This window comes from Motilimonas cestriensis (assembly GCF_021295315.1).
GTDB lineage: Bacteria > Pseudomonadota > Gammaproteobacteria > Enterobacterales > CBDFNC01 > Motilimonas > Motilimonas cestriensis.
The window spans coordinates 62,634-76,229 of sequence record NZ_JAIMJA010000003.1 but is presented as its reverse complement, the minus strand read 5'-3'; the positions used below and the strand labels follow the sequence as shown (position 1 = coordinate 76,229).

The following is a 13,596-nucleotide window of genomic DNA, read 5'->3' as shown; positions in this document are numbered from 1 at the left end:
TAGCAAACCAAGGACCTAAATGAAAATCCTCACAGTAGAAGACGACATCACCACCTTAGAATACATTCAAAAAGGCTTTCAAGAACAAGGCCACACTGTTGATACCGCTATTGAAGGTCCCGATGGCTTGTTTCTTGCCACCACACAAGATTATGATTTAATTGTACTTGATCGCATGTTACCGAAAATGGATGGGCTTAAATTACTGTCGGCATTACGTGCCACAGGCAATCAAACTCCGGTGATATTTTTAAGTGCCTTAAGCCATGTCGATGAGCGTATTAAAGGGCTAAAAGCCGGCAGTGATGATTACTTAACCAAGCCTTTTTCATTTCAAGAGTTATTAGTTCGCGCTGAAATCTTGATGCAACGCAAGCAACATCAGCCGCAACAAATTACAGAATTAAGCATCGAAGATCTGGTGATGGACTTAGTTGGCCATAAAGTGATGCGTGGTCAGCGTGAAGTAAAACTGCAGCCAAAAGAGTTTCAACTGCTGCGCTATTTGCTCGAACATCAAGAGCAAGTAGTCTCACGCACCTTGTTATTTGAATCGGTGTGGGACTATCACTTTGACCCGAAAACCAACGTGATCGACGTGCATGTCGCCAAATTACGTAAAAAACTAGAAGAGGAAGGTGAAAGCCAACTGATCCATACGGTTCGCGGTGCTGGCTATGTTGTCCGAGCACCTTAGCATTTTTACTCGCACCTCTATTTGGCGCTTCACCCTTGCCTTTACCCTACTGGTACTTTTTATCAGTGGTGGTATCTTGGCGATGGTTTACCATTTTTCTATTGCTGGGCAACAAAGAGAGCAAAATCAAAGGTTAACATTAGCCGCTGAAGGATTTATTTCGCTAGCAAATGCTAACAGTATGACCACGCAAAGCTTTATTCAATCTGTGGTAGAGCGCGCCTCACAAACCAACAACATGGTGCTCGCCTTAAGGCGCAACAACCAAGTATTTGGCAACCTTAACCATTTGCCGCAAAATATTCCCCACTACCCTGCGGTTTTACACTTTCCCATTCTTGCCACCAATTACTTAGGTGAAATGGAACTTAAAAAAGTGATGGCAACTCGGTTAAAAACCCCCTTTGGCACCTTACTGGTTGGCCTGATAGATGACAGCCAAGATGCTTTAGACCAAAGCTTTAGCACCGCCAGCTTAAGCGCCCTCGGCGCAGGGATGATTTTTACCTTAGTGGTCGGGTTTATCTTTAACTCCCGCGTGTTACACCGCGTTAGGCAAATTAACCGCTTAACCGCAGAAGTAAAAGCAGGTCGCTTACAAGCGCGCTTACCAATCAGCGATGAATCCGATGAATTTGATCACATCGCCATGCAAATTAATCAGATGCTAGATGAAATAGATGAGCTAATCGGCTCGGTATCCAGTGTGACCGATAACATTGCCCATGATTTGCGCACCCCACTGTCGCGCCTTCGGATCCGTGTGGAAGATAGCCTTAGCCAGCAATCGTTAACAGACGAAGACTTAGAGTGGCGCAACTTATTATTGCAAGAGCTTGATCACATCATGGATACCTTTAATGCCATGTTAGAGCTGTCGCGATTAGAGAAAGGCGTCTCTGGCACCGAACATAAAACCTGTGATTTAGCCTCGATATGCCAAGATGTACAAGATTTGATCCAACCTATTGCTGAAGATAAAGAGCAAAAAATCACCCTGACAGTCCACGACACTTGCCAGCTCACTGGTGATCCTAATTTATTGTTTAGGGCGATTTATAACCTCGTCGACAACGCCGTTAAGTATGGCCCCGATGGCACCCAAGTCGACATAACTATTGCGAGTAACGGCATTACCATAGCGGATAATGGCAACGGCATCCCTGAAGAAGAATTTGATCGGGTATTTAGACGCTTATACCGCTTAGACAAGAGCCGCAACAGTAGCGGTTTTGGCATGGGGCTATCAATTGTAAAAGCCATTGTTAGCTTGCACCAAGGCCAAATCCATTTAAGTGACAATCAGCCGGGCCTAAAAATCGATATCATCTTCCCCCCTGAAGTACTGCTTTCGCAAACACGCTAAGCGCCCCTGCCATCGCAGTTAATCAAAATGTAAACTGCAAAGCCTTATTGAAAAAAGCGCACGAACGCACTATTACTTAATAATCGCCAAGTGATTCAAGCCGATACGACTAAGCCACCACAAAATACGCGCTCGGCAAAGGAGCAAAGATGAAAAAAGGCACCGTTACTCGAATGGCCATTTTGCGCACCGCGCTGGATCTCGCGAGTCAACAGGGGCTTAATTGCTTAACTATAGGCAATCTAGCTAAAGCGCGCGGCATGTCAAAAAGCGGTGTTTATGCCCACTTTCAATCGAAACAAAAACTGCAACTCGATCTGCTGCAATACGCACAACTGGTGTTTAATGAACGGGTGATAAAACCGACAAGACACTTAGAGCACCCTATCGAGCGCTTAATCAGTATTTGTGAACACTGGTACCAATGGAACCATAGATTCAGCGGTGGCTGCTTTTTTATTGGCGCGGTGGTGGGTTTTGATGATATCGGCGGAGCAATAGAAAACGAGCTAAAAATACAACAGCAAACTTGGGGCGATCACCTTAAGCAATGCGCCCAGCAAGCAATTAACCTCAATTTTTTTAAACCAGACCTTGATTTGGATTACTTTGTTTATCAAGTGAATAGCCTGTATCTTGGTGTTTGCTGGTTTGATTGGCTGGCGCCAGAGACGGCAAAAGCCCATTACCAATGCGCACTCGCAGAGCTACTCCAACGCTGTAAACAGTAAAAGGTTACCTTAAAAACTTACTTTTTGCCGTAGCCTGATTGCTTTAATGTTTTACCTTGGCTATTAACCCAAGCGTCTAACCCACTGCGCGCGTTACCGGCAATAAAACAAGCCGCCATGCTGGGGCTAGTAAACTCCACTTCTTTATCAAACAATAACAACTCACCTTGTTGCACCACCGTGCCCTGAGCGAGCAGCTCATCACGTAATTTTTTAATGGCGGGTCGTAACGAGCCAACATTTGAAAAGTTAGCGGTAGAGCCACGTAACACGACAAAACTCGGCTTAGTCACAGGGCCTTTCGGATAGCCATTGGCCAGTGCCTCTTTACTCTGGAAGTGATAGCTTTCTTGCTGTGCGGGTTTAAGCGTTTTAATTTCTTGCTTTAAGGTAATCAGCTCGTTGTACAAATCAATCGGAATCACGACTGCTTGACGCACACCATTGGCATCAACCAAAAACTGAACTGAATTACTCACGGCAACCTTCCCTGCGGTCTAAACAATAACCGTTGCTATACGGCACAATATCACCATTAAACATGCAGCATACCTAAAACAGGTTTACTTTTTAATGACAATTAAGCGCAATATTAGACCAAGAAAGCGACCAAGCAGCAAGGTAGGGAGAGGGGTTAAAAGTCAAAACTGTGCAGTGATAAAAGCACTTTTCCACTAGAATGGTGCCTGGCTCACGTTCAGCTCAGGCTATTTACGCAGCCAGATTTTCTCTACTTGATGACCTTCGCCTTTAGTCAAAATCAAATTGGCGCGTTCACGGGTAGGACTAATGTTTTCAACTAAGTTAACGCCGTTGATTTCATCCCAAATCCGACTCGCTGTTTTGGTGGCTTCCGATTCAGAAAGGTTAGAATAATGATGGAAGTATGCCTTAGGATCAGTAAAGGCACCGCTTCTAAATTTCAAAAATCGCTGTATGTACCAGTCTTTTAACTGCTTTTGTTCAGCGTGCACAAACAAAGAAAAATCCACAAAATCAGACACAAACACGCGGTGCAGCTGGTCAGGATAATCCATGCCACTTTGCAACACGTTAAGCCCTTCCAAAATTAAAATATCTGGCTGCTCAACTACCTGATATTCATCCGGAATAATATCGTACTGTAAATGCGAGTAAACCGGCGCGGTCACTTTAGGCTGACCAGATTTAATGTCAGACACAAACTTAACTAAGCTGCGAATATCATAACTGGCAGGAAAGCCTTTTTTTGTCATCAGGCCACGCTGCTCTAACTCTTGGTTTGAGTGCAAGAAACCATCAGTGGTCACCAACGCGACTTTAGGGTGATCACTCCAACACGATAACAAAGCCTGCAAAATACGTGCAGTGGTACTTTTCCCAACGGCCACACTACCGGCAATACCAATAATATAGGGCACGTGGAAATCGGTTACGCCAAGAAATTGCCCCTGTACCGTGCTGCGCTTTTGTCTCGCTTCAACATAAAGATTCAGTAATCGCGATAAAGGTAAATAAATATCCACTACTTCTTGCAGTGAAATATCTTCATTAATCCCTTTCAGCTTAGCCAAGTCTTGCTCAGACAAAGTTAGTGGAACGTTATCTCGCAACTCAGCCCAGCTTTGGCGGGTAAACTCTAAATAGGCAGAGTGAACGAGATCCTTATTGTCTAGAATTGGCATGGCATATTTCCTGTCAGGCGAGGGCGCAACATACAATAGACTGCATATCGATCACAAGGTGTTTAAACATGCCTAACCCTTAATACAGTGAAAAACGCCAGCAAGGTTAACAAGGTACAAGCTATAAAAACAGAGTAGAACCCAAAACTATCAGCAATAAAACCCGCCATCACACCACTTAAAACACCACCTGTTTTAATAGAATTAGCATAAAGTGTGGTTACTTGGCCGATTTTATCTGGCTTTAGATCTTGAAAATAAGAAATTCCAAGTGCTGAAGTCACCCCCACAAAAATGCCATTAAAACACTGTAAGGCGATAAATCCCCATAAGCTTTCATTTAGCAAAATGCCAATATAAAAAGCCGTGCCCGCCAACACCGAGCAACAAATTAGCTTATGCTTGCCAAAACGTAATGCGTAGGTTCCCGCCATCAACATAACTGGAATTTCAAGTAGCGCCGCACCACCCATCATCATGCCTGCTAACTCAGGCGCCAACTGTAACTCTTTAGCGATATAAAGCGGCATACTAATTAAGTACATGTTGTTTGCGGCATACATGAATACAAAAGAAGCCGATAACAACAGCAAGTCTTTATCACGCCATAAACTTATTTTTTTATCGCTTGTATGGCTACTAGGGGGCACAGGCTCAAGGCTAGGTAAACGAGCTAACACCACCAATGTCAACAAGACATACATCAAGGCGGCGAGTAAGAATAGGAAACGAAAACCAAAACCATCGGCAATAAAAAAAGCTAAAGGCGGACCCGCTACCCAAGCTAGGGCTATTTGCGCTCTTAATACTGAGCTAAATTTTTCGGCATTTTGTTTGCGGCGATCGAGAATTTCTCGCGCTAAAGCAAACATTTGTGGCAGTGCGGCCGAAGAGGTGCTCATAAATAACATCGCACTGGCAAGCAACACATAATAGTCACGACTAAAAGCAAAAATGGAAAAGCCGATCACCCCCATTAAGTTACATATGAGGATCAGCTTTTTCCGGTCTATACCACTATCAGACCAGTATGCAATACCTTGGCTTACTAACACACCAGAAATAGCCAGCGCTGCAAAAAAGCCACCGAGCAACGCCGGACGCACGCCAACTTCATCGTTCATAAACAGACTCATGGTCGGAATAGTGAATGAGCCAGCCACCCCGACGACAAAGCAACTAAACAATAAAGCCAATGAAACAGAATCAATTTGGTTATTAGGAAAAAGCGAACGGCAGTATTTTTTAATCACAATTGCGCTCAATGAGAAAATGATAGCGAGGGAACAATTTTACGGCTTTGCCTATAAAAGTGCACGAAAGCATTGCTTTGTTTGATAAAAATAAGAGCCAGAAAACTGGCTCTGAAACATGCATCTTCAAGTTGATTGGGTATAGTCTACAGATTAGATAACACGAGAAAATTGTTGCTGACGAGCACGCTGACGTAAATAAAGGTCAAAACACATGCAAATATTGCGAATAAGTAACATGCCCTTCGGTTCAACTTTAATGGAATCTCGACTCAGCGACACTAACTGGTCGGCAATAAACGGCGCTAGCAACGCGATATCGTTAGCAAAATAGGTATTAAACTCAATAGCAAACTCTTGTTCAATACTGGCAAACGACAAACTAAAATTACATATCAATTGTTTGATCACCGCGCGACGAATTAAATCATCTTGGCTCAGGGCAACCCCTTTCCATTGTGCCTGCTGCTGTTCATCAAGTTGCTGATAATAAGCCTTTAAGTCTTTTTGATTTTGTGAGTAACAGTCGCCCACTTGGCTGATTGATGAAACGCCTAATCCCAATAAATCAGCATCGCCTTGGGTGGTATAACCTTGAAAGTTACGATGCAAGACACCCGACTTTTGTGCTTGAGCAAGCTCATCATCAGGCTTGGCAAAGTGGTCCATGCCAATAAAAACATAACCTTGCCCTGTTAGGTATTCGATAGTGTATTGCAACATGTCCAGTTTCTCTTGCGCACTGGGCATATCGGCTTCTTTTAACTTGCGCTGCGCCGCAAAACGACTCGGCAAGTGAGCATAATTAAAGGTGGTCAGGCGCGCAGGCTCAATTTCCATCACTTTAGTTAATGTGCGCGCAAAGCTCTCTTTGGTTTGATAAGGCAAACCATAAATCAAATCTAAATTGGTTGAGCGAAAGCCATTCGCTTTGGCACGTTCGAGCAACTGAAAAATAAAGCCTTCGTCTTGCTCACGGTTTACGGCTTGCTGTACTTTTTTATCAAAGTCTTGAATACCTAAACTCAGGCGATTAAAGCCTTGTTGCGCTAACAGATCAATGGTGGTCAACTCAATTTCGCGAGGATCAACTTCAATACTCATTTCGGCGTCAGGCAAAAAGGTAAATTCACTACGCAATATTGCCATCAATCGTTTAATTTGTGCTGGGTTTAAAAACGTTGGCGTACCGCCCCCCCAGTGTAGCTGACTGATCTTTCTATCTTTAAAGTACTGAGCTTGAAAACGAATTTCTTTTTCAAGATAGTCTAAGTATTGATCGGCCTTATGTTGGTGACGTGTAATGACCTTGTTGCAACCACAGTAGTAGCAAAGCTTATGGCAAAACGGGATATGCACATACAAGGATAAGTGGCGTGTAGGATAGCGCTGCGCCGCGAGTAATAAATCATCATGGCTAAATGCTTCATCAAACTCGAGCGCTGTTGGGTATGAGGTGTACCTCGGACCGCTATAGTTATATTTCTCGATGATCCCTTGATCCCAAACCAATTTTTCCACTTGTTACATCCTATTAGCAAAACTGTGACAAAGTATGGCATAGCCACTTAAACGCAAAGCTGAGCAAGAACAAAAAAGTGTAGATAAGGCCTATCTCTTTAGAGATAAATTACTGAAGCTAGATCCTGTCAGCCTTTATGTGATGGCGAATACAGATACAAAAACGGCAGTGAGAGCCCCACTGCCGTTTTTATCTTTTTGAAAACCACGATAGCTTGCTAGGGTAGCTGCCACTCTTGCAGCTGCTGCATCTCAGCCATAATCTCTTGCTCTAAGCGCTGCTCAGCTTTTTCGCGCTTTTCATCAAGTTGGCGAATTTCTTTTTTACTGCGCTCTTTACGTACTTCATGGGTTGGCATGTCTTTAACCACTTGGTACAACTTATTTAACGCTGGATACTGCTGATCAAAATCGATCGGCTTGGCTAACTTCAACTCGCCAAGTAATACGGTCAATCTAATAGCGCCTTCTGACAAATTACACTGCCCTTGCACCATGGCCTTAGCGATTAAGGTAATACTGTCCATTAACGTGTTATTTCGTTTTTCAACAGCCTTAGCTAAGGCTAACTGCTGATCTTTTACTTTGCGTAATAAAATACCGGCATAAGCTGATAAACCAATGATGACGATTAAGCCAATACCAGCAAGGATCCACCACAACATTATTTAGTCCTTTTCTCTTTCATTTTTAACATCTTGCAGCCAGCTATCATCTAAATTGCTGAACGCATCTAACATTTCATCTTCATCCCGCGATGAGTCATCTTCGTCTAGCAAGCCAAGTTGCTTTAGTAGCACTTGGTGACGCTCCATTTGCTGGTTTACCCAAGCCAGATCTTTGCTACTGACTTTTTCACCTTCGTCTATTTTATCAAGCAAGCTACCTAAGCGTTCGTCAGCTTCAAGTCTAGCCAGCTCTTTCTCAGGAGAAAGGGCTGTTTTAGGCTTAGCTTTGACCAATTTTGCTTTTGGTTGATGCTGAGCTAGTTTTACTGGCGCTAACTCAACGGCTTGCTCAGGCGTTAAAGCAATTGGCTTTTTACTGCCGGCACGAGGGTCGATTGGCTCTTTTGTTTGAGCGGATGTGACCGCTTTCTTCTCTTCTGCGTTACGGTTACCAGCTTTTAATCCTTTACGCTTTTGCAGCTTCTTTTGTAACCTTGCTTCTTCTTGATTGACTTTAATTCGCTCACCCATTTTTGGGCCATTAGCGTTTACTTTACGGGTCTTCTTCTGACGTGACATATTTTATTCTCTACTTTGAAACAGCATCACGGCTGCATCATAAAATTCTAGCTGGTTAGTTGCATTGCTTGGCAATCCAACACATGGTTTTATTGGCTATAAAAGCTAATATGGCAGTCGTAAGCTACCTTCTCGTTTTGCTGAAACAAAATAACACCGACTTTAAACAGGTTTTGCATCTACTAAAAAGTAACAAATAGAAAACCTTAAGCAACGCAAACTCAATTCAAAAATATTAAACCCCAGAAACACAAAAAACTGTACAAGCAACAAGGCTGGTACAGTTAATAGTGCGGCTAATTGCATTCACTAACGGCCAATCACTTGGCCCGTGACAATTGCCTAGTGCAGACCTGCGATATATTTAGACAAGATAGCAATATCTTCGTCTGTTAACTTTTTCGCGATGTCGCCCATCATACCATTCATATCGTTATTACGCTCACCACTGCGAAATAGCTCAAGCTGTGATTTGATATAAGCAGGATGCTGGCTTGAAATTTTCGGGAAACCAGACAATTCAGTACCTTCACCACGAGGGCCATGACAAGCAGTACAAGCAGGAATACCACGAGCAGCATCACCGCCCATGTATAATTTTTGTCCTGCTTCAACTACCTCTTCAGGCGTGGTCGCTGGAGACATACTTTTACCGCCATAATAAGCAGCTAAGTCAGCCATATCTTGCTCGGTTAAGCCAGCAACCATACCACCCATAATGGCGTTATTACGGCCTTTTTCACCGCCCGTTTCCATTGCCAGCTTAAATTCTTTAAGCTGCTTTTCAAGGTACTTGGGATGCTGGCCTGCCAATTTAGGGTACATATCTGTTGGTGAGTTACCATCAGCCCCGTGACAAGCAACACATGTTGCTGATTTAGTTTCTCCTGCAGCAGCATCACCTTGTGCTAAAGCGGCACCGCTGAACCCGATCATTGCTACTAGAGCTAGCGCTATGTTTTTCATGGCAATCCAATTTTATTATTAAGCTTCCAGATCACATGCTTATCCGTGCATGCTACAATCATTATTTTTATGAACACGCATATTTTACACAATTTTAAAAAAAAGTAATCAATACGTAAAACTTTCCCGCTGGAGTAAGCATTTTGACCAAGCAAACCATGAACTACAACCTTGCCCACTTTATTACAAGTGCGCCTGATATTCGCCAAATGCCCGACGATATTGGTATCGAGGTCGCCTTTGCTGGTCGCTCTAACGCAGGTAAATCCAGCGCGCTGAACACCCTAACCAGACAGAAAACCTTAGCGCGCACCAGTAAAACTCCGGGCCGTACTCAGTTAATTAACGTCTTCGAACTAGCTGAAAACAAACGTATTATCGACTTACCCGGCTACGGTTACGCGAAAGTACCAGAAGATATGAAAAAAAACTGGCAAAAAGCACTGGGGGAGTACTTACAAAAACGCGAGTCACTTAAAGGTTTAGTGGTGTTAATGGATATTCGCCACCCTTTTAAAGATTCTGACCAAGATTTAATTTACTGGGCTGTTGATAGTAACTTACCAGTACTTTGTTTGTTAACCAAAGCCGATAAGCTGAAACAAGGCGTAAGAAAAACCACGTTAAACCGGATGCGTGAAGAAGCTAAAACGTTTGAAGGTGATGTAGAAGTCGAAGCATTTTCTTCAACCAAAGGTATCGGCTTAGAGAAATTAATGATTAAACTAAACCAATGGTACTGCCCAGCCATTGAAGAGGCAGACCCAGAGCTCGAAGACGCAGAATAAACCCAGCATCACTGGTTTTGCATCCACCTATAATCGCCAGCCTTGTTTAGATAAGGCTGTAGTTTTGTAACAAAACTGTCTATTTAGCACTGTTCTGAGTAAACAAATAGTCTGCTTTAGTGTAGTAAAAACTTATATTAAGACAAAAAAAAGCCTTGGTAAATTACCAAGGCGCTTAAAATAGCTTTATTCAATAAGTGAAATAAAAGGTCTGAAAGATAAAATCTTAGATAAGCATCTTAGATTGGCTACCTTTCCCTCTGTACCCTACAACTGAAACTATAGATAAAGGGATTGAGTAATTGAAGTGCTAATTTGTAATTTATTTACATCATTTGATCTAAAACAGTAAATTCCGTTCTCTTGACGCCACAACCTCAAGTTCGCCAAGCAAAGTTAGCGAACTGAGCGATTATTAGTGTGCTTGGTTCCAGTTATTACCAATACCCGCCTCAGCGATTAAAGGTACATCCAGTGTCATGGCTTGCTCCATCAGCTGTTGCAGCGCTGGCACATATTGCTCCAATTTATCTTCGGCAATTTCAAACACCAATTCATCGTGTACTTGCATGATCATTTGAATCGAGTTGTCAGACTGCTGCTCAATCCAGTCGGCGACGTGGATCATGGCTAACTTGATAATATCAGCCGCAGTCCCTTGCATTGGCGCATTAATTGCCGCCCGTTCAGCGGCTTTTTTACGCATGGCATTACGCGCTTTAATATCAGGTAAATGTAAGCGTCGACCTAATAAGGTTTCAACAAAACCATCTTCCATCGCATTGGCGCGCGTGGTTTCCATATAACGTAAGACGCCAGGGTAGCGTTCAAAATAGAGATCCATGTACGTTTGCGCTTCGGCGCGACCGATATTTAGCTGCTTAGCTAAACCAAATGCACTCATGCCATAGATTAAGCCAAAGTTAATCGCTTTAGCACTGCGACGCTGTTCAGTAGTTACATCATCTAACGACACCGAAAACACCTCGGCAGCGGTTGCTTTATGAATATCTTTACCATCGGCAAAAGCGGTTAGCAGGCCAGCATCTTGGGATAAGTGCGCCATGATCCGCAGTTCAATTTGACTGTAATCGATTGCCACCACCTTAAAGCCAGGCTTAGCAATAAAGGCTTCACGAATGCGGCGACCTTCTTCATTACGAATCGGAATATTTTGTAAGTTAGGATCGCTCGACGATAAACGGCCAGTCGCGGTGATTGCTTGATGGTAAGACGTATGTACTCGTCCCGTTGCAGAATTGACCATTTTAGGTAACTTGTCAGCATAAGTAGATTTCAGTTTACTTAAGCTGCGATACTCTAAAATAACCGCTGGCAGTGGGTAGTCGTATGCGAGCTCTTGCAATACTTCTTCCGCCGTAGAAGGCGCCCCTTTTGGGGTTTTTTTCACGACAGGTAATTTCATTTTCTCAAATAAAATTTCTTGTAGCTGTTTCGGCGAGCCTAAGTTAAACTGTTGCTCGGCAATAGCATGGGCCTTGGCTTCAAGGGCGATAATTTTTTCACCTAATTCATGGCTTTGCTTGTTTAATAAATCAGAATCAATCAACACCCCCGTGCGCTCAATGGTCGATAGCACATTGGCCAGAGGTAATTCCACCTCATGAAATAGTTTGGCCAGTGATGGCTGCTGCTCTAACTTAGGCCATAAGGTTTGGTGTAACTGTAAAGTAACATCAGCATCCTCTGCAGCATACACCGCAGCGGTTTCCAATGGCACCTGATTAAAAGTGAGCTGTTTCGCGCCCTTGCCCGCTACATCTTCAAAGCTAATGGCTTTATGGCCTAAATATTTCAGTGCAAGGCTATCCATATCATGGCGATTAGACACACTGTTAAATACATAAGATTCCAACATAGTGTCAAAATCAGCACCGCGTAAAGTCACATCATATCGCGCCAACACACTGGCATCGTATTTTAAGTTTTGCAGCACTTTGGCTTTACTTGCATCTTCCAAAATGGGCTTGAGTTGCGACAACACCTGATCCAGTGTTAACTGCTCTGGCGCATCGGGATAATCATGTGCCACCGGAAGGTAGGCCGCATCGCCGGGCGCGACAGCAAACGAAAAACCCACTAGCTCAGCGAGCATGTAGTTAACACTGGTGGTTTCTGTATCAAACGCAAACAGGGGGGCTTGCTGTAATTTAGTTAGCCATGTATCAAGCTGAGCTTGAGTTAAAATTGTTTCGTATTTTGAGCTATCTAAAGTAGCTGCAGCGACCAACTCTTCAACTTCTGCTGGCGTTGCCGAATTAGATACCACAGGACCATCAAGCACTTCCGCTAACCAGCGCTTAAATTCCATTTTTCCGTAAAGCTCAATCAATTTATCTTTATCGGCAGGCTTGGCACTGAGATCTTCATAACGCTCAGCCAGTTCAACATCCGTTTTAATGGTTGCTAAGGTATAAGACATACGTGCTTCAGCTTCATTTGCACGCATTTTCTCTGGCATCGATTTTGAGCCGCGAAAGCCCAGAGCGGGCAACTCATCTAAGCGTTCATAAATTTCATCCATGCTACCAATGCCTTGCAGCATGGCTATTGCTGTCTTCTCACCTACACCCGGCACCCCGGGTATGTTATCGACTTTATCACCCATCAACGCGAGATAGTCGATGATCAAATCAGGGCCGACGCCAAATTTTTCCACTACACCGTCACGATCAAGCACGGTATTGGTCATGGTATTAATCAGTAGCACATGCTCATCCACCAATTGCGCCATGTCTTTATCACCGGTACTGATCAAGGTATTGATGCCTTGAGCACTGGCTTGACGCGCCAGCGTACCAATCACATCGTCCGCTTCGACCCCTTCGTGGATGATAATAGGCAGGCCTAAAGCGCGAATAATGTCATGCAAAGGCTCAACTTGAGAGCGCAGATCATCTGGCATCGATGGCCGCTGCGCCTTATATTCGGCAAACATTTCATCGCGAAATGTTTTACCTTTTGCATCAAAAACAACCGCAATATGACTAGGTGAAAATTGGTTCAATAAACTGCGCAGCATATTCACTACACCATATACCGCCCCGGTTGGTTCACCGGCTGAATTTGTTAAATGAGGCGGCGCATAAAAAGCGCGATAAAGGTAAGAAGAACCATCAACAAGGATGAAAGGATTTTCAGGTATCTGCGGCATAAAAAGCGTCTATTGAAAAATGATGTCGCTAGGATGCCACAAGCCCCGCCTAGGCTCTATGTTTGAACCTATTTTTTTTATCCTAAACAACGATAGCCTGTGGATATCTCTGTTCACAAAAACGTCTCATCTGTAACATTTACATAATATAGCGCTAACCAATAACTATAATAGATTGATATAAAAGA

12 protein-coding genes are annotated in these 13,596 nt (G+C 43.5%); 4 read left to right on the top strand and 8 right to left on the bottom strand.

What is annotated here, in order from left to right; all coding sequences use genetic code 11:
• The first annotated feature begins 19 nt into the window (after positions 1-19).
• From K6Y31_RS03735 to K6Y31_RS03725, 3 genes are all read left to right on the top strand, one after another.
• Positions 20-697: a winged helix-turn-helix domain-containing protein gene (locus K6Y31_RS03735; protein ID WP_233051504.1), complete on the top strand. Its 678-nt coding sequence runs from the start codon at positions 20-22 to the stop codon at positions 695-697.
• The gene (locus tag K6Y31_RS03730) at positions 678-2,063 is read left to right on the top strand and encodes a sensor histidine kinase (RefSeq protein WP_233051503.1); all 1,386 of its coding nucleotides are present in this window, start codon (positions 678-680) and stop codon (positions 2,061-2,063) included. The genes K6Y31_RS03735 and K6Y31_RS03730 overlap by 20 nt, the downstream gene beginning before the upstream one ends.
• 149 nt (positions 2,064-2,212) lie before the next feature.
• Positions 2,213-2,794, top strand: coding sequence for a TetR/AcrR family transcriptional regulator (locus K6Y31_RS03725; RefSeq protein ID WP_233051502.1), 582 nt, complete (start codon positions 2,213-2,215; stop codon positions 2,792-2,794).
• A gap of 17 nt (positions 2,795-2,811) precedes the next feature.
• On the opposite strand, the gene K6Y31_RS22265 is transcribed toward K6Y31_RS03725, so the two are convergent.
• From K6Y31_RS22265 to K6Y31_RS03690, 7 genes are all read right to left on the bottom strand, one after another.
• Positions 2,812-3,273 (bottom strand): DUF4357 domain-containing protein, encoded by a 462-nt coding sequence (locus K6Y31_RS22265; protein ID WP_233051501.1) that lies wholly within the window; start codon positions 3,271-3,273, stop codon positions 2,812-2,814.
• A 228-nt stretch (positions 3,274-3,501) separates the two neighbouring features.
• Positions 3,502-4,458, bottom strand: coding sequence for a type I pantothenate kinase (coaA, locus tag K6Y31_RS03715; protein ID WP_233051500.1), 957 nt, complete (start codon positions 4,456-4,458; stop codon positions 3,502-3,504).
• Positions 4,459-4,520: 62 nt separating this feature from the next.
• On the bottom strand, positions 4,521-5,711 hold the full coding sequence (locus tag K6Y31_RS03710; RefSeq protein WP_233051499.1) for a sugar efflux transporter: 1,191 nt from the start codon (positions 5,709-5,711) through the stop codon (positions 4,521-4,523).
• A gap of 153 nt (positions 5,712-5,864) precedes the next feature.
• Complete coding sequence (gene hemN / locus K6Y31_RS03705; protein ID WP_233051682.1) at positions 5,865-7,205, bottom strand: oxygen-independent coproporphyrinogen III oxidase; 1,341 nt, start codon at positions 7,203-7,205, stop codon at positions 5,865-5,867.
• A gap of 245 nt (positions 7,206-7,450) precedes the next feature.
• Positions 7,451-7,897 carry a DUF2489 domain-containing protein gene (locus tag K6Y31_RS03700; RefSeq protein WP_232801587.1) on the bottom strand — a complete coding sequence of 149 codons (447 nt, stop codon included), beginning with the start codon at positions 7,895-7,897 and terminating at the stop codon, positions 7,451-7,453.
• A 3-nt stretch (positions 7,898-7,900) separates the two neighbouring features.
• Positions 7,901-8,479, bottom strand: a complete 579-nt coding sequence (gene yihI / locus K6Y31_RS03695) for a Der GTPase-activating protein YihI (protein WP_233051498.1) — start codon at positions 8,477-8,479, stop codon at positions 7,901-7,903.
• 342 nt (positions 8,480-8,821) lie between these two features.
• A complete protein-coding gene (locus K6Y31_RS03690; protein ID WP_232801585.1) occupies positions 8,822-9,445 on the bottom strand; it encodes a c-type cytochrome in 624 nt (207 codons plus the stop codon).
• 143 nt (positions 9,446-9,588) lie between these two features.
• Between K6Y31_RS03690 and yihA the strand changes: the two genes are divergently transcribed.
• Positions 9,589-10,233 carry a ribosome biogenesis GTP-binding protein YihA/YsxC gene (gene yihA / locus K6Y31_RS03685; RefSeq protein ID WP_345790233.1) on the top strand — a complete coding sequence of 215 codons (645 nt, stop codon included), beginning with the start codon at positions 9,589-9,591 and terminating at the stop codon, positions 10,231-10,233.
• 415 nt (positions 10,234-10,648) lie between these two features.
• Here yihA and polA read toward each other — a convergent pair whose 3' ends face one another.
• On the bottom strand, positions 10,649-13,408 hold the full coding sequence (gene polA / locus K6Y31_RS03680) for a DNA polymerase I (protein WP_233051497.1): 2,760 nt from the start codon (positions 13,406-13,408) through the stop codon (positions 10,649-10,651).
• Between the last annotated feature and the right edge of the window lie 188 nt (positions 13,409-13,596).

Coding starts and splice junctions, on each gene's coding strand:
- K6Y31_RS03730 (WP_233051503.1), top strand. CDS start 678: ATGTTGTCCGAGCACCTTAGCATTTTTACTCGCACCTCTATTTGGCGC.
- K6Y31_RS03725 (WP_233051502.1), top strand. CDS start 2,213: ATGAAAAAAGGCACCGTTACTCGAATGGCCATTTTGCGCACCGCGCTG.
- K6Y31_RS03700 (WP_232801587.1), bottom strand. CDS start 7,897: ATGTTGTGGTGGATCCTTGCTGGTATTGGCTTAATCGTCATCATTGGT.
- polA (WP_233051497.1), bottom strand. CDS start 13,408: ATGCCGCAGATACCTGAAAATCCTTTCATCCTTGTTGATGGTTCTTCT.
- K6Y31_RS03735 (WP_233051504.1), top strand. CDS start 20: ATGAAAATCCTCACAGTAGAAGACGACATCACCACCTTAGAATACATT.
- coaA (WP_233051500.1), bottom strand. CDS start 4,458: ATGCCAATTCTAGACAATAAGGATCTCGTTCACTCTGCCTATTTAGAG.
- yihI (WP_233051498.1), bottom strand. CDS start 8,479: ATGTCACGTCAGAAGAAGACCCGTAAAGTAAACGCTAATGGCCCAAAA.
- K6Y31_RS03690 (WP_232801585.1), bottom strand. CDS start 9,445: ATGAAAAACATAGCGCTAGCTCTAGTAGCAATGATCGGGTTCAGCGGT.